This window comes from Egibacteraceae bacterium, assembly GCA_035540635.1.
GTDB lineage: Bacteria > Actinomycetota > Nitriliruptoria > Euzebyales > Egibacteraceae > DATLGH01.
In genome coordinates, this window is record DATLGH010000108.1 from 76,841 (window position 1) to 100,995 (window position 24,155).

22 protein-coding genes and 1 tRNA gene are annotated in these 24,155 nt (G+C 74.1%); 4 read left to right on the top strand and 19 right to left on the bottom strand.

Going from position 1 to position 24,155, the window contains the following annotated elements:
* Window positions 1-133: 133 nt before the first annotated feature.
* On the bottom strand, window positions 134-1,405 hold the full coding sequence (locus tag VM324_16615; protein ID HVM00915.1) for an ABC transporter substrate-binding protein: 1,272 nt from the start codon (window positions 1,403-1,405) through the stop codon (window positions 134-136).
* Window positions 1,406-1,649: 244 nt separating this feature from the next.
* On the opposite strand from VM324_16615, the gene VM324_16620 reads away from it, so the two are divergent.
* Together VM324_16620 and VM324_16625 are read left to right on the top strand one after the other, a co-directional pair.
* On the top strand, window positions 1,650-1,901 hold the full coding sequence (locus tag VM324_16620) for a hypothetical protein (GenBank protein HVM00916.1): 252 nt from the start codon (window positions 1,650-1,652) through the stop codon (window positions 1,899-1,901).
* Window positions 1,898-2,224: a hypothetical protein gene (locus tag VM324_16625; protein ID HVM00917.1), complete on the top strand. Its 327-nt coding sequence runs from the start codon at window positions 1,898-1,900 to the stop codon at window positions 2,222-2,224. The genes VM324_16620 and VM324_16625 overlap by 4 nt, the downstream gene beginning before the upstream one ends.
* A gap of 50 nt (window positions 2,225-2,274) precedes the next feature.
* Here VM324_16625 and VM324_16630 read toward each other — a convergent pair whose 3' ends face one another.
* The 10 genes from VM324_16630 to VM324_16675 all read right to left on the bottom strand — a co-directional run bounded on the left by VM324_16630 (window position 2,275) and on the right by VM324_16675 (window position 11,082).
* Entirely contained in the window at window positions 2,275-3,069 is a 795-nt protein-coding gene (locus tag VM324_16630; GenBank protein HVM00918.1) for an inositol monophosphatase family protein, read from the bottom strand.
* A 9-nt stretch (window positions 3,070-3,078) separates the two neighbouring features.
* The gene (locus VM324_16635) at window positions 3,079-3,552 is read right to left on the bottom strand and encodes a hypothetical protein (GenBank protein ID HVM00919.1); all 474 of its coding nucleotides are present in this window, start codon (window positions 3,550-3,552) and stop codon (window positions 3,079-3,081) included.
* Between the two features lie 139 nt (window positions 3,553-3,691).
* A tRNA-Glu gene (locus tag VM324_16640) sits at window positions 3,692-3,764 on the bottom strand.
* A gap of 11 nt (window positions 3,765-3,775) precedes the next feature.
* The gene (lnt, locus tag VM324_16645) at window positions 3,776-5,326 is read right to left on the bottom strand and encodes an apolipoprotein N-acyltransferase (GenBank protein ID HVM00920.1); all 1,551 of its coding nucleotides are present in this window, start codon (window positions 5,324-5,326) and stop codon (window positions 3,776-3,778) included.
* Window positions 5,327-5,343: 17 nt separating this feature from the next.
* On the bottom strand, window positions 5,344-5,808 hold the full coding sequence (locus tag VM324_16650; protein HVM00921.1) for a DUF4193 family protein: 465 nt from the start codon (window positions 5,806-5,808) through the stop codon (window positions 5,344-5,346).
* Between the two features lie 519 nt (window positions 5,809-6,327).
* Entirely contained in the window at window positions 6,328-7,866 is a 1,539-nt protein-coding gene (locus VM324_16655; GenBank protein ID HVM00922.1) for an amidohydrolase family protein, read from the bottom strand.
* A complete protein-coding gene (locus VM324_16660) occupies window positions 7,863-8,483 on the bottom strand; it encodes a ribonuclease H (GenBank protein ID HVM00923.1) in 621 nt (206 codons plus the stop codon). The genes VM324_16655 and VM324_16660 overlap by 4 nt, the downstream gene beginning before the upstream one ends.
* A gap of 11 nt (window positions 8,484-8,494) precedes the next feature.
* The gene (locus VM324_16665) at window positions 8,495-8,812 is read right to left on the bottom strand and encodes a hypothetical protein (protein HVM00924.1); all 318 of its coding nucleotides are present in this window, start codon (window positions 8,810-8,812) and stop codon (window positions 8,495-8,497) included.
* Window positions 8,793-9,956, bottom strand: coding sequence for an acyl-CoA dehydrogenase family protein (locus VM324_16670; GenBank protein HVM00925.1), 1,164 nt, complete (start codon window positions 9,954-9,956; stop codon window positions 8,793-8,795). The genes VM324_16665 and VM324_16670 overlap by 20 nt, the downstream gene beginning before the upstream one ends.
* A 28-nt stretch (window positions 9,957-9,984) precedes the next feature.
* Entirely contained in the window at window positions 9,985-11,082 is a 1,098-nt protein-coding gene (locus VM324_16675) for a Xaa-Pro peptidase family protein (GenBank protein HVM00926.1), read from the bottom strand.
* Window positions 11,083-13,060: 1,978 nt separating this feature from the next.
* Between VM324_16675 and VM324_16680 the strand changes: the two genes are divergently transcribed.
* Complete coding sequence (locus tag VM324_16680; GenBank protein ID HVM00927.1) at window positions 13,061-14,752, top strand: glycerol-3-phosphate dehydrogenase/oxidase; 1,692 nt, start codon at window positions 13,061-13,063, stop codon at window positions 14,750-14,752.
* 15 nt (window positions 14,753-14,767) lie between these two features.
* On the opposite strand, the gene VM324_16685 is transcribed toward VM324_16680, so the two are convergent.
* The 3 genes from VM324_16685 to VM324_16695 all read right to left on the bottom strand — a co-directional run bounded on the left by VM324_16685 (window position 14,768) and on the right by VM324_16695 (window position 18,325).
* Window positions 14,768-15,721, bottom strand: a complete 954-nt coding sequence (locus tag VM324_16685) for a diacylglycerol kinase family protein (protein ID HVM00928.1) — start codon at window positions 15,719-15,721, stop codon at window positions 14,768-14,770.
* Between the two features lie 61 nt (window positions 15,722-15,782).
* Window positions 15,783-16,844, bottom strand: a complete 1,062-nt coding sequence (locus VM324_16690) for a (Fe-S)-binding protein (protein ID HVM00929.1) — start codon at window positions 16,842-16,844, stop codon at window positions 15,783-15,785.
* Window positions 16,841-18,325: an FAD-binding oxidoreductase gene (locus VM324_16695; protein ID HVM00930.1), complete on the bottom strand. Its 1,485-nt coding sequence runs from the start codon at window positions 18,323-18,325 to the stop codon at window positions 16,841-16,843. Before VM324_16695 ends, VM324_16690 begins: the two co-directional genes overlap by 4 nt.
* A gap of 73 nt (window positions 18,326-18,398) precedes the next feature.
* On the opposite strand from VM324_16695, the gene VM324_16700 reads away from it, so the two are divergent.
* Entirely contained in the window at window positions 18,399-19,571 is a 1,173-nt protein-coding gene (locus VM324_16700) for a hypothetical protein (GenBank protein ID HVM00931.1), read from the top strand.
* 46 nt (window positions 19,572-19,617) lie between these two features.
* Here the strand turns inward: VM324_16700 and VM324_16705 are convergent, their stop codons facing one another.
* The 5 genes from VM324_16705 to VM324_16725 all read right to left on the bottom strand — a co-directional run bounded on the left by VM324_16705 (window position 19,618) and on the right by VM324_16725 (window position 24,096).
* The gene (locus VM324_16705; GenBank protein HVM00932.1) at window positions 19,618-22,353 is read right to left on the bottom strand and encodes a DEAD/DEAH box helicase; all 2,736 of its coding nucleotides are present in this window, start codon (window positions 22,351-22,353) and stop codon (window positions 19,618-19,620) included.
* Window positions 22,350-23,177: a twin-arginine translocase subunit TatC gene (gene tatC / locus VM324_16710; protein HVM00933.1), complete on the bottom strand. Its 828-nt coding sequence runs from the start codon at window positions 23,175-23,177 to the stop codon at window positions 22,350-22,352. Before tatC ends, VM324_16705 begins: the two co-directional genes overlap by 4 nt.
* 10 nt (window positions 23,178-23,187) lie before the next feature.
* Entirely contained in the window at window positions 23,188-23,409 is a 222-nt protein-coding gene (locus VM324_16715; GenBank protein HVM00934.1) for a twin-arginine translocase TatA/TatE family subunit, read from the bottom strand.
* 44 nt (window positions 23,410-23,453) lie between these two features.
* Window positions 23,454-23,711 carry a hypothetical protein gene (locus VM324_16720; protein ID HVM00935.1) on the bottom strand — a complete coding sequence of 86 codons (258 nt, stop codon included), beginning with the start codon at window positions 23,709-23,711 and terminating at the stop codon, window positions 23,454-23,456.
* A 67-nt stretch (window positions 23,712-23,778) separates the two neighbouring features.
* Window positions 23,779-24,096 (bottom strand): hypothetical protein, encoded by a 318-nt coding sequence (locus tag VM324_16725; protein HVM00936.1) that lies wholly within the window; start codon window positions 24,094-24,096, stop codon window positions 23,779-23,781.
* Between the last annotated feature and the right edge of the window lie 59 nt (window positions 24,097-24,155).

The window sequence follows — 24,155 nt, forward strand, 5'->3', positions numbered from 1 at the left end:
GCACGTCTCGCGGTGTGGCGGACCGGACGGCGCCCCGGGGCGGAGGCTCGCCGCCCTGACTGCGGGGTGCCCGATCGCTTCTCGAGCCAAACGGGCCGACCGGCCGGGCCGTCGGTGGCCGTGGCGGGGGGGGCTACAGGCGGGACTCGATCTCGTCGAGGGTCTCGATCTCGGCGCCGACGAACTCCCAGACCTCGTAGAGACCCCGGGAGGGCTCGCCGGCGTCGTTCAGCTCGCCCATGCCGCTCACGCCGGCGTAGGCGATGTCCTCGCCCTCCTCGAGGAGGGCGGCACACTCCTCGAAGCTCGCGCACGACGTCCCGTCACGGGTCACCGCGACCATCTCGTCGACGAACACCGACGGGTCGTCGGTGCCGGCGGCCTGGGCGGCGAGGGCGACGATGATAACGCAGTCGTAGGACTCGGCGGCGAACAGGGTGTCGGGGACGTCGCGGAACGTGCGCAGGCGGTCGATGAACTCCTGCTCGGCGTCCGACGTGGGCGCGGTGCCCTTCAACCCGCTCAGCACCTCCGGGTCGTTCGGGTCGACCTTGGCGGGCAGGTCGGTGGAGCGCAGGCTCTCACCGCCGTACACGGGGAAGTCGCCAGGGCCCCTTCCCTGCTCGATGAGCACCTGGAGGATCTGGGCGGACTCCTCGAAGCCGATGATGACGACGGCGTCGGGATCGGGGGCGAGCGCCTCGCCGACCTCCGGGTCGAAGGTCGTGGCCCCTGGGTCGTAGATGACCTCGGCGACGACTTCGGCGCCCTGCTCGGCCAGCGCCTCCGAGGTCGACTCCGCGAGCCCCTGGCCGTAGTCGTCGGACCGTGCGAGCAACGCCACCCGGGTGTGACCGTCGGCGACGATGGTCTCGGCGAGCACCGGACCCTGGAGCACGTCCGTCGGCGCGGTACGGAAGAAGTAGCCGCCGTCGTCGTAGGCCGTCAGGGTCGGGGTCGTGTTCGACGGCGAGCACTGGACGACCTCCGCGCCGGTGATCGCGTCGATGATCGCGAGGGTCATGGCGGACGCCGCCGCCCCGATGACCGCGTCCACCCCGCTCGCGAGGTGCTGCTGGGCCGCTTCGCTCGCGACGGCGGTGTCGCCCGCCTCGTCGCCGGTCAGCAGCTCGACGTCACGGCCGAGCACCCCTCCGGCGGCGTTGATGTCGGCCACCGCCATCTCCGTGCCGGCGATCATGGGCGGCCCGAGGAACTGCAGGTCACCCGTCTCGGGGAGGACGTAGCCGAGGAGCAGCGTCCCGTCGCCGCCGTCGCCGACGGTGGTGTCGTCCGTCTCCGTGTCGCGGTCCTCGGTCACGGGGTCGTCCTGCGCGCCGCACGCCGCGAGAAGCATGAGCGTCGTGGTCGCCAGGGCCAGTCGGTGCCTCCACCTCGTCGTCATCAAGCCGGCAGCCTACGACACGGGCATGCCTCGCCTACGCGCGTTCGCCCGCGCGCGTGCGCCGGCGTGGCCGCCTCACCCCAGCGCGCCTACCATCGCGGGCATGGCCACGCCAGACCGCCGAGGCGACGCAGAACATGCTGGCCGCCGCGGGGCTGGAGCGCGCAAGCCTGCTCGAGGTGCCAGGGGCACATCCGGCGGTGTCTACGCCGAGTGGCTCGGCGCCGGCCCACAGGCGCCCAGGGTGCTCTGCTACGCCCACCCGGGGGTCGGCACGGGGGTCGGCGGCACGATCCCCTTCGTCGAGCCGTTCGCCCGCGCCTTCGCTGGCGCGCCGGCGCTGTTGCTCGGCGTCGAGGATCCCGACAGCCACACGCACGACGTCGACGAGTCGCTGCACCTCGCCGACGGGCGCGCCGCCTGCCTGGCCGAGGCCTGCCTGTTCGCCGAGCTCGCCTCCGTCGGGCGGCCGACCGGGGCCGGGGGGCCACGGTGAGCCCCCGCAGCGAGTACGACGCCGCGTACTTCACCATGCTGCGCGCCGTCGAGGAGCGCGACACGCTCCTGCGCTACAGGGAGTTCCTGGAGCAGGAGCGGCGCCGGCTCGACGCGTTCGCCGCCGCCACCCGCGACGCCGGCGCAGAGCTGCCCCGGCGCGTCCGCCGGCCGGTCGACCAGACCGAGAAGGCGCTGCTCGAAGCGGTCGGGCGCCGACGCACCGTGCTCCTCGAGGAGCTCAGCCGCGCCGGGGACCGGGTCGAGGCGGCCGAGGCGTTCGTCGCCGAGTGCGAGGCAGAGGTCGCAAGCCTGCGCCGCTGATTTCCCCAGGACCCGGCGGTGGCTCGCACCAGCCGGTGGCCGGGTCGTATCTAGGCGGAGCCGGTCGCGACCGCGAGGAGGTCCTCGACGACCGGGTGCAGCAGCCCGTTCGTGCTGAGCACCGCCCCCGTCGCGTCGGCGAGGGCGCTTCCGCCGTCCCAGGCGGTGAGCCGGCCGCCCGCCTCCGTGACGATGCATTCGAGCGCGGCGACGTCCCACACCTTCAGGTCGCGCTCGAGGGCCACATCGGCCATGCCCCCCGCAACGAGCAGGTGCATCCAGAAGTCGCCGAAGCCGCGGGTGCGCCAGGAGGCGTCGGCCAGGCGGCCGAGCAGGTTCCACAGCGCCGGCGATCGGCGGAACCAGTCGAGGCCACCGTGGAGCACGTGCGCGTCGCGGAGCGCGTCGACCGCAGAGACGCCGACCGGCTGACCGTTGCGACGGGCGCCCCGGCCGGCGGCGGCGTCCCAGCGCTCCCCCATCGCGGGCGCGCTCGCCATGCCGATGAGGACCCGACCGTCGTGGACGAGCGCGATGAGCGTGGCGAACACCGGCACCCCGCGCAGGAAGTTCGCCGTCCCGTCGATGGGGTCGAGCACCCACGTCGGCGTCGCGGGGTCGAGCGCCCCGCCCTCCTCCTCGCCGAGGATCGCGTGGTCGGGATAGGTCGCCGCGATGCGCGCCCGCAGGGCAGCCTCCACGCCGCGGTCGGCCTCCGTCACCGGTGAGCCGTCCGGCTTGGCCACCACCGCGACGGGGCCACCGAAGTGCGCCATGGTGAGCCGGTCGGCCGCGTCGGCGAGCTCCTCGGCGAAGGCGAGCAGGTCGGTGACGTCCGGCGTCACGCCGACGGCCTACTGGTCGGCGACGAGATCGTCGAAGCGCAGGACGAGGTCGTTGGGCTGCACGGTGAGGCTGACCTCGTCGCGGGGCGCCCAGAGCGGGATGCAGGGGCCCTGCCCGGCGTGGCCGCACAGGCACACGACGAGGCCGCCGGCCGGGTTCATGCCGACGAGCTGGCGCGCGTAGCTCAGCAGCTCCGTCATCGACGCGCCACCCCCGGTGCGGCGCCAGTAGGCCATCGCCCAGCGTGACTCCGGCCGGCCGAACACGGCGAGCGCCGAACCCGGCGACAGGCGGGCCACCGCCGCGAGCGACCCCCGGCCCTTCAGGATCTTGTCCTGCTTGGCGGACTTGCCGATGCGCGCGGCCGCGACCGGCTCGGCGAGCTGGCCGGGCAGGTCGGAGAGGTCGTAGTTGCCCGCGGCCTGGGCGGCCTTTTGGCGCTCAACCGCCACCTGGTAGGCCTGTGCGTCCTTCGTCGCCACCGTCTCCTGATCCCTCCTGGCGCCCGTCGGTGCACCGGCGCCCGCGCGAAACCAGCCTGTTCATGCGAACGACAGCCCGGGCAGAAGCCGCGGCCTCCAGCGAAGTGTAGCGGGGCGCTGCGGGGTCGCAGCATGCCGGTGGTCCCGACGGGATTCGAACCCGCGTGAACAGCTTGAAAGGCTGCCATCCTGGGCCGCTAGATGACGGGACCTGCCAGCCAGCCTAATCGGGTGGGTACCGCCTCCGCCATTGCGCGATGCCCCCGGCGACCGCTAGCCCCAGGGCCGCCAGGGCGGCTGCGGCCATGGCCACGGGCCCGACCACGTCGCCGAAGCGGGTGAAGGGCGTGTCGGCGGCGACGAGCGGCAGCTCGGCCCGGACGACCGCCTGCTCGAACAACTCGGTGCGGTGGCTGACCCGGCCCTCCGGGTCGATGACCGCGGAGATGCCGCTCAGGCCGGCGTGGACCACCCACCGCCCCGATTCGACCGCGCGGAGCTGGCTGAAGGCGAGATGCTGGCTGCTCGCCGGCGTGCGCCCGAAGCTCGCGTTGTTCGTCGAGACGACGAGCAGCTCGGCTCCCTCACGCACCTGGCTGCGGGTGAGCTCGGGGAAGTTGTTCTCGAAGCAGATGACCGTGGCGAGTCGCGCACCCCCGACGTTGAACACCCCGGGGTCGCCGCCGGCGGCGAAGTTGCTCGCCCGCTCCAGGGGGGGAACCCACCCGAGGTACTCCCGGAGGGGGACGTACTCGCCGAAGGGCACGAGGGAGCGCTTGGCGTAGACGTCCCCGAGAGCCGGTCCGTCGCGGAGCTCCGCCATGGTGTTGTAGTCGCGCCCGTCGACGGTGCGGAGCATCCCGGCGAGCAGCGGGGTGCCGTCGAGGGCGTCGAGCGCCGGGCGGATGACGCCGGCGAGCTGGGACGCGCCGTCGGTGACGTCGGCGTCCAGCGCGTTCTCCGGCCACACGACCACGTCGGGCATCGCGCCGTCGCGGGCGAGCGCCACCGTCAGCCCCGTCATCCGCTCGGCGACCTCGACGACGCGGCTGCGGGTCAACGACCGCGTGTCGACGATGTCGTTGCCCTGGACGGCCGCGACGTCGAGCGTGCGCCCGGCGTCGGCGGGCGGGTCGCCGCCGAGCACCACCGCCGCCGCGAGTAGCACGAGCACGGCGACGAGAGGAGCGCGCACCGCCGCGAACCCGGCTTCACCGAGGGAGCCGAGGGAGCCGAGGGAAGGCCCGTCACGCGCGAGACCGCGCAGCCGTTCGACGCCCTCCTCCACGGCCACCGCCACGAGCGCGCAGGCGGCGCTCACCCCGAGGACCCCGAAGGTGCGCGCGAGCGGCAGGATAAGGCCGCCGTCGTGCTGGGTGTAGCCGAGCACGCCCCACGGGAACCCGCCCCAGGGCGCGGCGCTGCGGACGGCCTCGAGAGCCACCCACCAGACGACGGCGGCCAGGGGACGCCAGGGGCGGTCCCCCCATACGGCCAGCCCGCCGACGAAGGCCGCCACCGTGACGGCCTGGATGAGCACGAGCAGCGGCAGCGCGATCGGCTCGACGAGGGAGATCCAGTAGACGAGCGGCGTGAAGAACGCCACGCCGGCGAGCAGCCCCCATCCGAGGCCGGTCCGTCCCGGACGCCGGTCGCCGGCCACGTCGCGGGCCAGGGCGAGCAGCGGGACGAGGGCCACCAGGCCCACCGGCCCCCAGCCGAGGGGCGGGTGCCCGGCGAAGAGCAGCGCGCCGCCGCCCAACGCGAGCAGCACCCGGCGACGCCGGGGGGTCAGGCGCAGTCGAAGCAGAACAGCCGCGTCTCGTCGGCCAGCTGCGCCCGACGTTTGACGAGGAAGCACGATCGACACGTGAACTCTCCGGCTCCGACGAGGGCAGGTCGCACGCTCAGCCCGTCACGCGAGTCGTCGGCGAAGCGTCCGAGGTCGTCGTCGTCGAGGACCTTGTCCCGAGCGAGCAGGACGTCGAGCGACTCCTCGCCCGCGTCGTCGTCGTCGAGGTCGTCGTCGTCGAGGTCCTCGTCGTCGTCCTCGTCGGCGTCGAGCTCGTCGTCCTCGTCTTCGTCGTCGAGCTCCTCGGCCTCCTCACCCGCGTCGAGCTCCTCGTCCTCGATCGACGCGGCGTCGTCGTCGAGGTCGTCGACTGCCTCGTCGTCGATGGGCAGCTCGGCCAGGTCGACGTCGTCGTCGAGCTCTTCGTCGAGCTCTACTTCGTCGTCGAACTCAGCGGTGGACACCCGGGGCTTCCTCTCTTGCCACGCGCCGGGTCGGGGCGCGGCTACCGCGTGAGCGGCTTTATAGGTCTTCACGGTGCTGGGCGCAACGCTGCGGGCGCGTCCTACGTTCCCCTTTGGAGAAAAAAGGGAACGGCCCCGGAGCGGATAGCGCTCCGGGGCCGACTGAGAGGGGGCCTGCCGTTGGCACCACGCGCGTGCCGGCAGACGCCGACGCGCGAGTTCTCTACTAGGCCTGCCCTACCTCCGTCCGTCTCGCTGTCGTTCCCCCCGCCCCGGTCAGGTGGGCCGCAGCACGGGAACCTGCCACCTTCGGGGTCGCGCCCCGCCGGTGCGGTACGCAGGCTAGGGGGGCTCCGGCGCAGGCGTCAACCCTGCCCGGCAACCAGCGCCAGCGCGCTGACCAGCGGTTTGTCAGCGAACCTGCAGGTCAGCGACAACCTCGGAAGATTTCCAGCCGCGCGCTTTGCGCACGGCGGCTCCCGCCCACCGGTCGCACGAACGGCCGCGGAGCGCAGCACGTCACGGACCGCCGAGGCGGAGATCGCCGTGCGCGACCCGTCCCGCCACCACCGTGGCGAGGCACCGCAGCTCGCGAGGGTCCTCGACCGCGAGCGGGTCGTCGCTCCATACGGCGAAGTCCGCCCGCGCGCCCGCTCGCAGCGCCCCCACCTCGTCCTGCCCGGCCGCGTAGCGACCCCCGAGGGTATGGGCCGCGAGTGCCTGCTCGCGGCCCAGGCCGTAGCCGCCGCGGTGGTGCTCGGCGGCCCACACGGCGCCCCAGGGGTCGAGGGCGGTCACGGGCGCGTCCGAGCCGAAGGCCATGGGCACCCCGGCGGCGGCGAACCAGGCGAGGGGGTTGATCCGGCCGGCTGCGCCCGGACCGAAGCGCCGCGCGTACAGTCCGTCGTCCCCTCCCCACGCGGCGTCGAACGCCGGCTGCACGCTCGCGACGACGCCGAGGTCGGCAAGCCGGGCGACGAGGTCGGGCGAGACCATCTCGACGTGCTCGACCCGGTGCCGACAGGCGCGCACGGTGGTGCGCCCGACCCGGTGGGCGGCCGCCTCGAGCGCCCGCACCGCCTGGTCGACGGCCCGGTCCCCGATGGCGTGCACACCCGCGCCCACCCCCCGGCGGGAGGCCTGGGTGAAGAACGCCGCGACGGCCTCGTCGTCGTGGAAGAGCACCCCCGCCCCACCCCCGTCGGCGTAGCCGTCGAACACCGCGGCCGTGTGGGAGCCGATCGAGCCGTCGAGGAACAGGTCGCCGCCGGGCCGCAGCCCCTCCCACCGGGCGGGGTCGATCTGCGCCCACCAGGTGTGCACCTCGACCGGCCACTGCCCCACCGCCCACGCGCGGGCGTCGTCGAGGCCCGACAGGCCGGGATGGCCCATCTCGTGCAGCGACCCGACCCCGAGTGCAGCCGCCCGCCCGCACGTCGCGAGGCGGGCCGCGTCGAGCTGGGCCCGTGGCAGGCGCGCGAGCACGCGGCGGCGGGCGGCCTCGCTCGCCTGCTCGCGAAGCAGGCCCGTCGGCTCTCCCCGCTCGTCGCGCTCCACGCCCGGCAGGCCGGCCAGCGGCAGACGCCTGAGGGTCCCCGGGTCGACGACGCAGCTGTGCCCGTCGACCCGGGTCAGGAGCACGGTGCGGTGCGGCACCGCCTCTGCGATGTCCGCGGCCGTCGGTGCGCGCCCCTCCGGCCACGCGTGGTCGTCCCAGGAGAAGCCGACGACGACGTCGGCGCCGGCGTCGCTCTTGTGGCGTCGCAGCCGGTCGAGGCACGCGGCGAGGCTTGTCGCCCCCGCGAGGTCGAGGCCGGTGAGCGACAGGCCCGTCGCCGTGCCGTGGACGTGGGCGTCCACGAAGCTCGGACAGATCCACCCGCCCGTGACGTCGACCGTGCGGTCGTGCGGGGGTGCCGCCCGCGCGCTCGGCCCGACCCAGGCGATCCGATCGGCGACGAGGAGCAGCGCACGGCGCGCCGCTCCGCCGGACGGGTCGAGGGTGCGGATGCCGCGGGCGACGAGCAGGGTGGTCGGGGGCGGGGCGGCCCTGCTCACAGCTCGGCGCGGCGGTAAGCGGTGGAAAGCGAGTCCGCGTACTCGTTCCACCGGGCCCCGGCGTGCGCGGCGATCCACTCCAGTCGCAGCTCGGGCCGTGCCCGTGCCCGCTCGTAGAGCTCCCGGACGAGGTCGAGGTTGGCGATCGGCCCGGTCTTGCGGGTCCACCCGCGCCGCTCCCAAACTGGCGCCCACTTCGTGATCGTGTCGACGCACAGCCGGCTGTCGGTGTAGACGGTCGTGACCACGCCCTCGGGGACGAGGTCGTACCCCGCGATGAGGGCCGTGAGCTCCATGCGGTTGTTCGTCGTGCGGGGATCGTGGCCGTGCGCCTGGTCGACGACCTCGCCGCCGTCGACGTAGACCGCTCCCCAGCCGCCCGGACCGGGGTTGGGGTTCGCGCTGCCGTCGGTGAAGACGCCGTCCTGGGGTCCTCCGGTGAACTTGGCGAGCACCTCCGCGAGCGGCAGGTTCTCCTCGACCGCCCCGCCCCCCGCGCCGCCCGGCGCGCCGCCGTGGCAGGCGCGGCACTGCTTCGGCGTCCAGCCGGGGTAGCGCTCGCGGACGCGGGCCGGCACGGTGAACGCCGCCCCGCAGGTCACGCACGTGGACGCCATGGGCGTCAAGGCTACCGGGCGGCTTGCGCGGCGACGACGAGCAGCGGGCTCGAGAACGTGAAGAGCAGGACGCCGACCGTCCAGAGCACCCGTCGCCGCCCGGGTGGCTCGCCGGCGAGGAGGTCGAGGGCGGCCGCGAGCAGCAGCCAGCCGCTCGCGACCACCGCGCCGCTGACGAGTGCGAGGAACACCGCCGCGAGCCCGGCCGCGCCGTCGCCCCCGGCCCGCACGACGATCGTCACGAGCACCGTGCCGACGGCGAGCCACACCGCCGCACCCGCTGCGAGCGCCCGGCGCACCGTTGTGCGGTCACGGTCGCGGGGTACCACCGCGTTCCCCGCGCAGCAGGTCGCGTGCGATGACCATCCGCTGGATCTCGTTCGTGCCTTCGACGATCTGGAGCACCTTCGCCTCGCGCATGAGCCGCTCGACCGGATACGCCGTCGTGTAGCCGTACCCCCCGAAGACCTGGACCGCGTCGGTCGTGACGGCCATCGCGGTGTCGCTCGCGGCGAGCTTCGCCATCGCGGCGATGCGCCTGTAGGGCTCGCCGGCGTCGCGGCGCGACGCTCCCTCGAGGTACAGGGCCCGGGCCGCTTCGATACCGGTGGCCATGTCGGCGAGCTTGAACCCCACGCCCTGGAACTCGCCGATGGGGCGGCCGAACTGCTCGCGCTCGCGGGCGTAGGCGACCGCGTGGTCGAGCGCGCACTGCGCGAGCCCCACCGCGCATGCGGCGATGCCGAGCCGCCCCCCGTCGAGGGCGCGCATCGCGATCGCGAAGCCCTCACCCTCCGCGCCGAGGAGGTGGCCGGCCGGCACCCGCGCCCCTTCGAAGACGATCTGCCCCGTCGGCGAGGCGCGCAGACCCATCTTGCGCTCCGCCGGAGGGAAGCTCACCCCCGCCGTGTCGGCGGGTACGAGCAGGGCGCTGATGCCGCCGGTCCGGTCCTCGCCCGTGCGGCACATGACGACGTAGAAGTCGGCCACCCCGGCATGCGTCACCCACGCCTTCGTGCCGTCGAGGACGTAGTGGTCGCCGTCGCGGCGGGCGCGGGTGACCAGGGCCGCGGCGTCAGAGCCGCTCGCGGGCTCCGACAGCGCGTACGCCCCGAGCCACTCGCCGGCCGCCATGATCGGCAGGAACCGGCGCCGCACGTCGTCGGTCGCGAAGCGCGCCACGGCCCCGGTCGCGAGCGTGTGGACCGACAGGGCAAGGCCGACGGTGAGGAACGCGCGGCTGAGCTCCTCCACCACGCGGAGGGCGACGCCGGCAGGCTGACCGCCCCCCCCGAGGCCGGGGTCGAACGGCAGCCCCATGACGCCGATCCGGCCGAGCGCCGCGAGGACGTCACCGGGGAAGCGGGCCGCTGCCTCGTCGCCGGCCGCCCGGGGGGCGACCTCGGCGGCGGCGAAGGTGCGCACGAGGTCGAGGAGTGCCCGCTGCTCCTCGTCGAGGCGGGCAAGGCTCACGGACGCGACCCGGCGGGCACCCCGTCGCTCACGCCGACACCCGCACGAGGTCGCGGTCGAGGGTGTTGAGCCGCTCGCAGCCGTCGGGGGTGACGACGACGATGTCCTCGATGCGCATGCCGTAGCGGCCGGGCAGGTAGACCCCCGGTTCGATCGAGAAGGCCATGCCGGGTTCGAGGACGAGGTCGTTGCCGGCGACGATGTAGGGCTCCTCGTGCTCCTCGAGACCTATGCCGTGCCCGGTGCGGTGGACGAACCACCGGCCGTAGCCGGCCTCCTCGAGCGTGTCGCGCGCGGCGGCGTCGACCGCGGCGGCGGTCACGCCGGGGCCGGCGGCGTCGACCGCTGCGCGCTGGGCCTCCTCGAGCGCGCGGTGGGCCTGCGCGTAGCCGTCCGGCGCAGCGCCGACCACGTAGTTGCGGGTGCAGTCCGAGCAGTAGCCGCCGAGCGTCCCGCCGATGTCGACGACCACGGCGTCGCCCTCCTCGAGGATCCGCGCGCCGGTCTCGTGGTGCGGCGACGCCCCGTTGGGCCCGAAGGCCACGATGACGAAGTTCACCGCCTCGTGGCCCTCGGCGACGATCCGCTCGGCGATGTCCCGGCCGACCTCGGCCTCCGTGCGTCCCGTTCGCAGGAGCTCGGGCACTGCCGTGTGGACGCGGTCGATCGCCTGGCCGGCGCGCCGCAGGGCTGCGACCTCCTCGGGGGTCTTGCGCATACGCAGCTCGCGGGTCACCGTCGAGGCGGCGGTCCACGACGCGCCGGGAAAGGTGGCCTGCAGGCCGAGCAGGAAGGCCGACCACAGCCGGTCGCCGACCGCGAGCCGCGGCGACGGGCCGGACCCGTCAAGGGCGGCGGAGACGAGACGGTACGGATCGTCGGTCTCGGCGAAGTCGGCGACGGCGACGTCCCCGGGCAGTCCCGCGTCCTCGGCGCGGGGACGCTCGAGGCGGGGGACGACCAGTGTGTGCCGCCCGTCGGCGCGGGCGACGAGCAGGGTCAGTCGCTCGAGGGGCAGCGCGTGGTAGCCGGTGAGGTAGCGCAGGTCTGCCCCCGGCCCGAGCAGCAGCGCGTTGACGCCCGCAGCCGCCATGGCCGCCTCCGCCCGGCGCAGGACAGCAGTCATACGCCGATCCTAAGATGTCCCGCAATCCGGCGTGCACGGTTGTGCCGTCGGGTGGGGCATTCGGGTTCGTCGTCGACTTCGTTCCCGCGTGGTCACCGTGTGGTGGCTCATCGGGGGTTGGGGTCGGGACCGTTCCGTTTGGGGCGCAGAACCAGCCGTGGCTGGTGGCCGGGTTGCCTCACCCCGACGCTGGGTCGGGGTTGGGGGTGTCGGTTGACGCCCGCGGGCGCTCTTGCACGCGCCCAGGGTCTGTTCGAGTGCCCACCACGTGCGGCTGTCGGCGAGGAGTCGGCGGGTGAGCCGGTAGTCCACCCGTGCGGTGGCCGGGTCATCGGGCTCGCCCATGTCGACGCAGGAGGCCAACACCGCCGAGACGGCATCACGCGCACCTGCCAGTCCGCAGGTGGTGCACCGGTGGGTCCGCTCCGACAGGGTTTGGGGTGACGGTGGCCGCACAGGCAGTGCTGCCGTGGGCGACCACCTCGCCGGCGATGCGTCGGGCGGTGTGGCGCCGTGCGATCGCCGCGGCGCGGGCGTCGCGGGCGGCCCCACCCCGCCCGCGACGGTAGGAACCCGACAGCCGGTCGTGCCGGTAGGTCCGCTCCGGGCGACCGTCACCCCGGGCTTCCTCGGGCCGGCGGGGGCGTGCTGCTTGGGCGGCAGTGCGGCGTCGGCCCGCCGCTTGGCGGCCTGCTCCTGCCGGGCGGATGGATGGTAGGCGTCGGGGTTGGTGTTGCGTCGGGAGCGGTCCAGTGCCTTGTGCCGCCGCCGCTGTTTGGCCCGGCGACGCTGTTCGCGCTCCTGCTCGTCGGCAGTGCGCTGGATGGTGGTGATGCGCAGGTCGGCACCGTCGACATGGGAGGCGATGGTGACGTTGGACACGTTGACATCGCAACCGCCACGACGCCCCGCCGTCGCGGCTGGCGTCTGTTCCCGCCGCTGGCGGGTGGTGTCGCAGACGTACCCCTCGACCAGGCACAGCAGGTGGGCCTGATAGGCCCAGCCGCCCGGCGCGCCCGGGTCGCGGTGGCGGACCAGGTCGATGTTGTGCCACCGCGACGAACCCGCCAGATGGTGTTCGAGGTGGGCCTGGGCCGACCAGGCGGACCGGCAGCACAACAGTGGCATCGCCGATGCCGGTGATCACGACCTGCAACGGACCGTCGTAGGCCCACCAGGGCGTGTCGGGATCGGCGGCGGCGGGTGTGGCGGCCGGCTGTTGGTGCCGCCAGCCATCGGATCGCATCGTCTGGCGGGTGGCGGTGAGGGTGCCGTGCAGCCGGAACGTCTCCCACTTGTTGGACGTGGTGTGGGAGCGGGCCCGACCCGGGATCCGGGTGAAGTCCCACCACGAGGTGATCCGCGGCCTGCCCGGCCGCTTGCCCGACCTGTCGGGGTGCAGGTGCCGGCGGACGGGCTCCCACACGGTGTCGGCCGATGCAGCCCCAGCGCCTTGGAACACCAGCGCCCCAGATGCGGCGCGGCATCCAGATGCTGCTGGGCGGCAGCCTCCAGACCCTTCCTGGACAGACCCAGCCGTTTGCGTACCGACTTGGGGTCCCGCGCCCGCTCGTGCTGGGCGGCCCAGTAGGCGTCGATCCGGCTGCGGGCGTCACACTGCACCGCCCGGCGCACCTGGAACGCCGCCGAGTACAGCTGCTCGACCCGTCGGCGCATCACCGGATCCGAGGTGTCCACCGACAGTCGGATCACCGACTTGGGCATGCCGGGGGCCGACCAGTTGCCCTGCGGATTCCTGGTCGGCCCCCGCGTCGGCCTGGCCACAGTCGATGTCACACCGTCACTGGCATGGGAGAGGTGTGACATCCGGAGATCAAGCGGCTCATCGTCTCACCGGCCTCACCCCGCTGGCCATCACCCAAAGTCGCTAGGCCGCGACAGCGGCGCCCAGCGACGCTGTGTCGAGCACGCCCGGGTGCGACGGGGACGGCGGGTGGGCGGGACCTACACTGCGTGGATGTTCCCGCGCTTCTCCGCCGCCCTGCGGGAGGACAACCTCGACCGTCTCGGCGACTGCCGCTACGACGTACTCGTCGTGGGCGGGGGGATCACCGGCGCGGGCATCGCCCTGGACGCCGCCGCGCGCGGCCTCGACGTCGCCCTCGTCGAGCGCGACGACCTCGGCTCGGGCACGTCGTCGCGCTCATCGAGCCTCGTGCACGGCGGCCTGCGCTACCTCGCCCAGGCGATGTTCGGCCTGACCCGCGAGAGCGCCGTGGAGCGCGACCTGCTCCGCCGCCTCGCGCCGCACCTCGTCCGGCCGCTCCCCTTCGTCGTGCCCGACGCGGGGGGGCGGCGCAACGTCGCCCTCACCGGCCTGGGGATGTGGATCTACGACGGGCTCGCGTCGTTCCGCAACGTCGCCCGCCACCGGCGGCTGTCGCCCACCGAGCTCGTCGACCGCATCCCCGGGCTCGTGGCCGGCGTCGGCAACGCCGGCTACGAGTACCACGACTGCCGGACCGACGACGCCCGGCTCGTCCTCCAGGTCGCGCGCACGGCCCACCGACTCGGTGCGGTCGTCGTGCCCCGCGGGGAGGTCGTCGAGCTGCGGGAGGCGCGCGGACGGGTGACGGGGGCGACCGTGCAGGACCGCGTCGGCGGGCGGGAGGTCGCCGTGCGCGCCCGCGTGACGGTGTCGGCGACGGGCGTGTGGGCCGACGAGGTCCGCGCGCTCGCGGGCGACCCCGGCCCGCCGGTGCTCACCCCGTCGAAGGGGGTGCATCTCGTCTTCCCCGCCCGCGACGTGCGCGTGGCCGCGGCGGCGCTCGTGCCCTCCGCGGCCGACGACGGGCGCATGGTCTTCGTCCTGCCGTGGGACGGCGAGGTCGTCGTCGGCACCACCGACGACGGCTACGAGGGCCCCCTCGACATGCCGACGGTCGAGCAGGCCGACGCCGGCTACCTCTGCGCGGCCGTGAACCGGGCGTTCGGCACCGACCTGCGGCCCTTCGACGCGGTCGGGGCATGGGCGGGGCTGCGGCCCCTGCTCGCGTCCGAGGCGCACCTGCCGATGGACTCCGAGACCTTGTCGCGGCGCCACGCCATCTTCGACGAGCCCGACGGTCTCCTCACGATCACCGGCGGCAAGCTCACGACGTACCGCTCGATGGCGGCGGAGGTCGTCGACCGTGTGGTGGCAACCATCGGCGGCTCCGCCGCACGCGTGCGCAGCCGGACCGACCGCGTCCCGCTCGGGCTGCGCGGCGGGCTTGCCGAGACGGTCGCGCGGACCGCGGGGGTGTGCGCCGAGCTCGGTCTGGACCCGGCGCTGTCCGCACCGCTCGTCGACCGCCACGGCGACGAGGCGGTCGAGGTCGTCGAGCTCGCCGCCGCCGTGCCCGGCGGGTCCGAGCCCCTCGTCGCGGGCCTGCCCTACCTGCGCGCCGAGGCGCGCTGGGCGGTCGAGCAGGAGATGGCGTCGACCGTCGAGGACGTGCTCGCCCGGCGGACGCGGGTGGCCATCCGGGACGCCGCCGCGGGCGGGCCGGCCGTCGCGGAGGTCGCCGACGTCCTCGCCGGCGCGCTCGGCTGGTCGCCGCACCAGGCAGCGGCGAGCGCCGACGCCTACCGTCGCCGGGTCGCTGGCGAGCGGGGGGTCGTGCCTCTGGCCCACCCCGCGTCGGCCGACGCGCTGACGCGCGGGTAGGCGGGCCCGGCGGCTTCAGATCTTCAGCTTGACCGCCCGGTGCAGCAGCGAGAACCGGGCAGGGGTCGTGCCGAGGAGCTCGCCGTCCGCCTCGACGAGCAGGCGCTTCGGCGGGGCGATCGCCACGCTTGGCGCCATGCGCTCGACGATCTCGGGGTGGGGCAGGTGCTCACCCCGGAACATCTTCGAGGTGAGCAGGAACACCTGGCTGCGCTGCCCCGTGAAGACGAGGACGTTGAAGCGGTTGTCGTCAGGCAGGGCGCGGGGGGCGACCTTCATGCCGCCGCCGAAGAACTGCCCGTTCGCGACGACGAGCTCGACGACCCCGAGGGTCTTCTCCTCCTTGCCGATCGTGACGGGCGTCTCCTGGCGCTCGAGCGCGGCGATCGCGCCCCAGGCAGCGAACAGGTAGCGCGCCCGGCCGAGGAAGCGCGGCATCCGCGCTGCCCGCCGCACCACCTCGGCGCCGTAGCCCACCTCGGCGATGTTCACGAAGACCCGCGACTGCGGGTTGCCGTCGGAGCCGACGAAGTGCACGACCCCGATGTCGACCGGCATGACGTTGGCCGTCGCGAAGCGCCGGGCGAGGACCTCCGGCTTGCGGTCGAGGCCGAACGTGCGGGCGAAGTCCGAACCCGACCCGGCGGCGGCCACGGCGAGGACCGCCTCGCGGTCGACCGGTCGCGGCTCGAGCGCGGCGCCCGGCGACGGGCGGGTCCACTCCACCATGCCGTTCACGACCTCGTGGACGGTGCCGTCGCCGCCGACCGCGCAGAGGTAGCGCACGCCCTCGGCGAGGGCCTCACGGGCCGCGCGCGTCGCATGACCCGTCGCCGTCGTCTCGACGACGTCGAAGTCCACCCCCTGCTCGGACAGGCCCCGGCTCAGCGTCTCGAGCGCCCCGGCCACCGTGCCACGGCCCGCACGGGGGTTGGCGATGAGGCGCAGCCGACCGAACGGGGTGGTCACCGCCGGCGCCGCCGCGCGGGGCCCGCCGGTCGCCGGCCGGACGTGGGTGCTCCAGCCTGGGTCATAGACGCCCCGCGGGGAGGAGGCCGGCCAGCCAGCCGGACAGGTCATGGGCGTCGAGGCCGGCGCGTCGCAGCCGGTCGGCCGCCGTCGGGCATGCGGTGACGACCGTCGCCGCACCGTCGAGCGCGCAGCGCAGGTCGGCGGCGCGGGCGGCGAGGATGGCCCCCGCGGCCGGGGGGTCGACCTCCGCGTAGCCCATGCCACCGCCGGTGCACCGCGCGTGCTCGCGGGTGTGGGCGGGCTCGACCACCTCGGCGCCCGTGGCGACGAGCAGCGCGCGGGGTTCCTGGTAGGCGGCCATGCCGCGACCGAGCCAGCACGGGTCGTGCCAGGCGACCCGGCGCCCCGTCGCGGTCGGCCGTAGGCAGGGGCCGAGCCGGTCGAGCAGATCGGCGAGGAAGACGGGCAGGGCGACGACACGGTCGTCGGCGTGGTCGGTGCGCAGCAACCGCGCGCAGTGCGGGTCAGCGACGACGACCCTGTCCGCGCCGGCGAGGTGACCGGCGAGCTGCGCGGCCTCCCCCAGACCCCGTTCGGCGAGGCCGACGTCGATGCTGCGGGCGCCGCAGCAGGTGGGCTCGCGCACGACGTCGTAGGGCTCGTCCACGGCGGCGAGGAGGGCCGCGACGGCGGCGCCGTCCGCTGAGCGGCACCCGGGGTACACGACGGTCCCCGCGCCCCGCGTCGCGCCGGCGACGAGCTCCTCGGCGGGCGTGCGGGCACGGCCGGCAGCCGCGTCGACGCCGGGGGGCGCCAGTCCGGCGGCGACGACCTCGGCGCGCGCGGCGCGCACGTGGGTCGGCAGGTCGAGCCCCGGCAGGCACACGCCCCCACACGCGCGGCACCCGGTGCAGCCGTACACCGCCGCGGCGGTCGCCCCGTTCACCGCACCTGCCTGCGCCGCCGCGGCGATGGCGCGGTTGATCCCCCAGGGGGTCACCGACTCCTTGCCCGTGGCGGTGGCGACCGGACAGGCGAAGCGGCACAGCTTCGCGTTGTAGGAGCAGTGCTCCGCGGCGGCGCGCACGTCGGCGATCGTGGGCAGGTGCGGAGGGGTCACGCGGGCACCTCCGGCGCGAGCCCGAGCTTGCCGGGGTTCGCGATGCCCGCCGGGTCGAGCGCCGCCTTGACCTGGCGGAGCATCGCCATCCCGCCGGCGCCGAGCTCCGCCGCGAGCCACGGCGCGCGCAGGACACCGACGCCGTGGTGGTGGCTGATGGTCGCGCCGGCGGCCACGGTGGCGTCGAGGGCGCCGGCCCAGGCGGCGTCGTAGCGTTCACACACGCGAACCTCGGCCTCTCCCAGCCCTCCGCCGTCGTGCCCGGCCGCCGCGGCGGCGGCTCCTCCCGCGGCGCCGAACGTGAAGTAGAGCGCCGCCCCGTCGGGGTAGGCGTGGCTCGCGTGGCAGAGAACGAGGTCCATGTGCGCGCCGAGCGCGGAGCGGACCGCCTCGTAGGTGGGCTGCAGGCGTCCCCACGGGGCGGCGACCTCGCAGGTGTCCACGGCGACCGCGTCGCCGAAGACGCCCCCAGGCTTGATGATGTCCGCGAGGCGGTAGCTCACGTCGTAGCGGTGCGCGTGCCACCGGCGCGCCGGCCCCTCGCCGAGGTCCGTGCCGCCGTGCGCGGCGACCGTCTCGCGCACCGCCCGGTCCTCGAGCGCTACGAGCTCCGACCAGCCCTCGCAGACCGCGACGAGCAGGCAGCCCTCGGCGGTCTCGTCGGCGTGGTTCGCCCGCGTCTCGGTGTCGTCGTACAGGCGCAGCACCGCCGGGCGCAGCCCCCGGCGGAGCAGCGCGCGGAGCACCGCGAGGCCCGCCGGAAACGAAGGGAGCGCGTAGCCGGCGAACGCCATCACCTCGGGCTTGGGGTGGACGCGCAGGGTCAGCTCGGTGAGCAGACCGAGCGTGCCCTCGGCGCCGAGCAGCAGGCCGGTGAGGTCGGGGCCGGCCGCAGACGCGGGCTGGGCCCGGCGGCGCACGACGCTGCCGTCGGGCAGGACCGCCTCCACACCGGCCACCATCGCGGGGAAGGTGCCGTACTTCGTCGACAGCTGCCCGGCGGAGCGCGCCGCGGCGAACCCGCCGACGCTCGACAGGGTGATCGAGCTCGGGAAGTGCCCGAGGGTCCACCCCCGCGGCCCGAGCCACTCCTCGAGGTTCTGGCCGATGACCCCGGGCTGGACGACGACGTGACCCGACAGCTCGTCGAGCCCGACGATGCGGTTCATGCGCTTCGTGTCGACCGCCACGCACCCGGGCACCGGCGCGGCGCCGCCGACCACGCCGCCCCCGCCACCGAACGGGACGAGCGCCACGTGGCGCCGCGACGCCCAGCGGTAGAGCGCCGCGGCCTCCTCCGTGTGCACCGGCCACACGACGGCGGCCGGCCGCGGCAGGTCCTCCCCCGCGCGCTCGCGCATCATGAGCCGCGGCCAGCAGTCACGGGCATGCGCGGCGAGCTCGCCCGGCTCGGTGCTCACCTGCCCCGGACCGACCAGCCCGGCGAGCTCGGCGAGGAGCCCAGCCTCGAGGGTCCACATGCCGTGATGCTACCGGCCGCCTCCACCACCCCCCGACGGGGCGCTCGTGGTCTCTAGATGTGGGATACATCTATTGCAGGGGGCCACCGGCCGGGTGAACATGCCCGCAGCGGGAATCGTCATCTACTGGGGGGAGCCCACCATGCACACACCGCTTGCCATCCTGCCTGCACACGCGCGCCGACGGGGGCTCGTGCTCCTGCTCGTCGCGAGCGTGCTGCCGGCCCTCGTCCTCCAGGCGCCACCGGCCGGGGCGGTCGCCCCGGGCGCGAACGGGCGGCTCGCCTGCGAGGGCGGACGACCCGACGCCGACGGTGTCATGCGCCCGCAGGTCTACACCATCAACCCCGACGGCACCGACGAGCGGATCCTCACCGACCTGCCGACGCGCGACGGCGACCCGTCGTGGTCGCCCGACGGCACGAAGATCGCCTTCGAGAGCTTCCGCGACGACGGCTCGGAGGTCTACGTCATGAACGCCGACGGCACCGGCGTCACGCGCCTCACCTTCAACGGTCCTCCCGAGGACCGCGGCACGAACTGGTCGCCGGACGGAAGCCAGATCGTGTTCCACAGCGCGCGGTTCCCGGCCGCTGTGCCCGGGCCCGGGCACAGCGCCCTCGAGATCTTCATCATGAACGCCGACGGCAGCAACCAGACGCGGCTCACTCACAACAACTTCCAGGACGCGCTCGCCGACATCTCGCCGCAGGGGCGGATCGCGTTCAACTCCAACCGTGACCTGGACCACGAGATCTACGACATGAACATCGACGGCAGCGACCAGCGGCGGTTGACGTTCTCCCCGGGCGAGGACGCGCACCCGTCCTACTCCCCCGACGGCAGCAAGATCGCCTTCCACAGCCGGCGGACGGGGCCCCTGAACATCTTCGTGATGGACGCCGACGGCTCCAACGTCCAGCAGATCACCTACAACACCACGGCCTCCGGGAACCACACGTACTTCCCGGTGTGGTCGCCCGACGGGACGAAGATCGCCTACACGGGACTCGTCGGCGGCGTGAACAACGTCTACGTCATGGACGCCGACGGCTCGAACGTCGTCCAGGTCACGAACTCGCCGGGCTTCGACGGGCGCTGCGACTGGGGTGTGGCGTCGCCGGAGACGAAGGACGAGTGCAAGAACGACGGCTGGCGTCGGTTCAACTCGCCGAACAACCAGCGCTTCCGCAACCAGGGCCAGTGCGTGAGCTGGTTCAACGAGAGCCAGCGCAACCGCCTGTAGACCGGCACTCCGCCGGGACGTAGCCGCGCGGCCCTCGGCCGCGCGGCTACAGGCCGGTGTAGGCGACGACCCCCCGGACCAGCGAGCGCGCCGCGCGGTGCGCGTCGGTGGCGAAGGAGCCGTCGGCGACGTCGCGCAGCTGGCGCAGCACGTCGTTCACCTGCTTCACGTTCCGCACGAAGTCGCCCGCGGTGAGCTCGTAGTCGCCGAGCGCCTCGTCGAGCGCGGCGCCCTGCGCCCAGCGCCACACGATGTCGGCGAACCCCGGGTCGGGCGGGCGCGTCGGGGGCAGCGACGCCGCCTCCTCGCGGGCGGTGACGTCCTCCCACACGGCCACGATCCTGTCGTAGGCCGCGCGCACCGCCGGGATCGGCAGGTTCGGCGGCGGAGGTTCCCTCAGCCGGCTCTCGTAGACGAAGACGCTCGCCACCGCCGCGAGCTCCGACGGGTCGAGCGCGTCGAGCAGACCCTCGCGCAGCGCCTCGGCGAGCACGAGGTCGGTCTCGGCGTAGAGCCCGGCGAGGAGCAGCCCGTCGGGGGTGGGCCGGGGGTCCTGCCGGTCGCCGGTGAGGTAGTCCAGTGCGGTGAGCACCCCGATGATGCGGTCGAGCTGGCGCACGAGCGACCCGGTGCGCCGGCGGACGCGCCGCTCTATGCGCTCGGTCTCCTCGACGAGGTCGTCGTGGCGGCGTGCCCACACCTCGATGTCGGGCAGGCGCGGGTCGGCGTGCACCGGGTGCGCGCGCAGAGCCGCGCGCAGCTCGGCGACACGCGCCGCGACGGCGGGGTCCGCCCGGCGTCCACCGTCCCCCCGGGCCGGCGGCGGCGCCTCGACGGCCCGCAGCGCCTGGGCGACCTCCTTGCGGTAGGCGCTCTGCCGCGGCCCTCCCACGTGCGGCAGTGGGATCCAGCCGGCCTGGCGGGGCGGCCCGTCGAACTCGCGGGGCCCGAGGCGCAGGAGCTTGCGGTCGTCGGTCACGACCCCGACGAGCGGGGTTCCCGAGCGGCTGACGGTGCGGGAGACGACCGCGGCCACACGGCGGTCCGAGCCGCCGCCGGGCAGGACGATGACGTCGCCCTCGCGCAGCGACGCGAGGCCCGCCTCGACGTCCTCGCCGGCTCTGCGGCGTCGCTCCTTCGCTCCTGAGGACTCCAGCCGGGACAGCTCACGGCGCAGTGCCCAGTACTCGGCGAAGCTGCCCGCCTCGGAGTGCAGGTTCTCCGCGTAGCCGGCGAGCGCCTCGCGGTTGCGGGCGAGTCGCGCCTCGTCGCCGGCGACGGTCGCGTCCGCCTGGAACTGGGCGAACGAGCGGGCCAGCAGCCCCTCTGCCTCCACGCGGTCGTGGCGGCGCAGGAGGTTGACGGCCATGTTGTAGGAGGGTGCGAAGCTCGACTGCAGGGGCTCGACGCGCCGGCCGACGAGGGACGCGACCGTCGGGAAGTCGACGTCGCGCTGGTAGAGCACGACGGCGTGACCGACCGGGTCGAGGCCGCGGCGGCCGGCCCGGCCGGTCAGCTGGGTGAACTGGCCGGGCGTCAGCAGCTCGTGGCGCTGGCCGTTCCACTTCTCGAGACGCTCGATGACGACCGTGCGCGCCGGCATGTTGATCCCGAGTGCGAGCGTCTCCGTGGCGAAGCAGATCTTCACGAGGTTGCGGACGAACAGCTCCTCGACGGTCTCCTTGAACACCGGAACCATGCCGGCGTGGTGGGCGGCGATGCCGAGGTCGAGGGCGGCCGCCCACTCGGCGAACCCGAGCGCGCGGAGGTCCTCCGGTGGCAGGTCGGCCGTGCGCGCGGCGACGACGGCGCGGATCTCGTCGGCCTCGGCGCGGTTCGTGAGCCGCACGCCGTCGCGCACGAGCTGCTCGACGGCGTCGCTGCAGCCGGCGCGCGAGAAGATGAAGACGATCGCGGGCAGCCACTTGCGCCGGCGCAGCTCGAGCGCGAGCTCGCTGCGGCGCGGGGGGCGCAGCCGCATCCCGCTGTGCTGGCGGTAGCCGCGCCGCGACGGGCGCCCCGTGGCGCCGGCACGCCGCTCGAGCATGAGCACCTCGGGGTTGGCCACGCCGCCCTGCGCCTGCCTGGCGGCGGCCACGCGCTCGGGCGAGGGCGCCTTCCCGCCCTTCTTGCCGGCCCGGAAGACGGGGTACACGCCGTCGTTGACGGCGTAGTGGTGCTCGAGCGGGACCGGCCGGTACTCGGAGATGACGACGTCGCACGAGTCGCGCACGCTGCTCAGCCAGGCGCCGAACTCCTCTGCGTTGGAGACGGTCGCCGACAGGCAGGCCAGCTGCACGCTCATCGGCAGCTGGATGATGACCTCCTCCCACACCGCTCCCCGCTCGCGGTCGGCGAGGTAGTGGACCTCGTCGAGGACGACGGCGTGCAGGCCGGTGAGCGTCGACGACCCCTCGTAGAGCATGTTGCGGAGCACCTCGGTCGTCATGACGACGACGGGGGCTTCGCCGTTCACGACGTTGTCGCCGGTGAGCAGGCCGACCTTCTCCGCACCGTGGCGGCGGGTCAGGTCGTGGAACTTCTGGTTCGACAGCGCCTTGATCGGTGTGGTGTAGAAGCACTTGCCGCCGCGCTCGAGCGCCCGCCACACCGCGTACTCGCCCACGACCGTCTTGCCGGCGCCGGTGGGCGCGGCGACGAGGCACGAGCGCTCCTCGGCGAGCGCGGTGATGCCGGCGATCTGGAAGTGGTCGAGCGCGAAGCCGTAGGCGGCGGCGAAGACCGCGTACGGCGCGGCAGGGACCGGTGCGGGGTCCGTCACGCGGAGCTGAGCGCCTCCTGGCGCCGGCGGCGGCGCTCGACGTAGCGGGCGACGAGGATGGACAGCTCGTAGAACGCCACGAGCGGGGCGGCCATCAGCGCCATGGTCAGCGGGTCCTGGGTCGGCGTGATGATCGCCGCGGCCACGAAGGTGCCGAACAGCGCGTGGCGGCGCCAGCGCCGGAGGGACGCAGCGGTCACCACGCCCATGAGCGACAGCATGACGAGCACGAGGGGAAACTCGAACGCAAGCCCGAAGCTGATCATGACCTGGAGCATGAACCCGAGATAGGCGTTCGCGTCGAGCAGCGCGACGACGTCCTCGCCGGCGAGCGACAGCAGGAACTCGAGGCCGCGGGGGATCACGATGTAGCTGAACACCGCACCGCCGACGAACAGCAGCTGGCTGATCACGACGAAGGGCAGGGCGTACTTGCGCTCGACGGGCTCGAGCCCCGGCGTGACGAAGCGCCAGATCTGGTAGCACACGTAGGGGGCGGCGAGCACGACGGCCACGACCGCCGCGGCCTTCAGGCTGAGGAAGAACATCGCGAGCGGCTCGGTCACGATGAGCTGGCAACGCTCGGCGTCAAAGATCTGCGAGCCGGCCCGCAGCGCCGGGTCGAGCTCGCAGTAGGGCCTGATGAGGACCGAGAAGACCTGGTGGCGGAAGAGGAACCCGACGAGGAAGCCGAGCACGACGGCCACGGCGGACTTGAACAGGCGTGAGCGCAGCTCGTTGAGGTGCTCGAACAGCGTCATCTCGCCGGGGGCCGGCGGCGCGCTGTCACCCCCCGCGTCGCGTGGCGTCGCGGTCGCGGTCATGGCGAAGGGCTTACTGCTCCGGGTTGCGCGAGGTGTGCTCGGTCACCTGCTCGGCTGCACCGGCCTCGCCGGGGGCGTCCTCCTTGCCCTCACCGAGGCCCCTCTTGAAGTTCTTGATGCTCTTGCCGACGGAGCTGCCGAGCTCGGGGAGCTTCTTGGCGCCGAAGAGCAGCACGAAGACGAGCAGGATGATGATCCACTCTGGCCCGCCTGGTGGAGTGATCGCGAACATCGGTGTCCCCAGCTTCCTGCCGGCGCCGGCGCCAGCCTCCCCCGTCAGTGTACGCGAGGGTGCGCGGCTCGCCCGGGCCTTCGGCGGCGGGCGTTCCAGGTCTCGGCGATCGCCTCGAGCTCGGTCGCCGCGACCGCCGCCTCCTCCGCGAGCTCGTCGACGAGGGGGCGCAGACGGTTCCCGGTGGTCCTCATCGCTGCGGCGAGGGCACCGATGGCCGCCTTCACCTGCAGGGCCGAGAGCACGACGGCTGCCACGGACAGGACCGCGAGGCTGAGCGCTACAACGACGAACACCGGCATGGCGTCAGCCTGGCGATGGGATCGGACGGCGCAACACGGCGGCGAGTCTAGCCGCCGACCGCCGGTCTCAGTGCTCGACGAGCTCCAGGAGCCGGTCGAACCAGCCGTCGGTGGCGAGCAGGGCGTGGAAGTCGAGGAGGTCGTCGCAGGTGATCGCAGGCCCGCCCGCGCGGCTGGGGTTCAGCGAGAGGCACGGCACCCCGGCGGTGACGAGCAGGCGGACGACGCGCTCGTCGGCGCGCTTGCGGACATGCAGCCGGCATCCGGGGCACCCGAACGCGTAGAAGGACTCCGGGCCCGCGTCGGCGTCGGCCCGGAGCTCGATGTCGTCCGGCGCCAGCTCGACCTCTCCGCAGGCGGGGCAGTGCGTCTTGATGGTCGTCATCGTCGGTCCCTCCATCCAACACCCGTCGGGCTCATGACGTATGTCGGTTCGCGGACCAT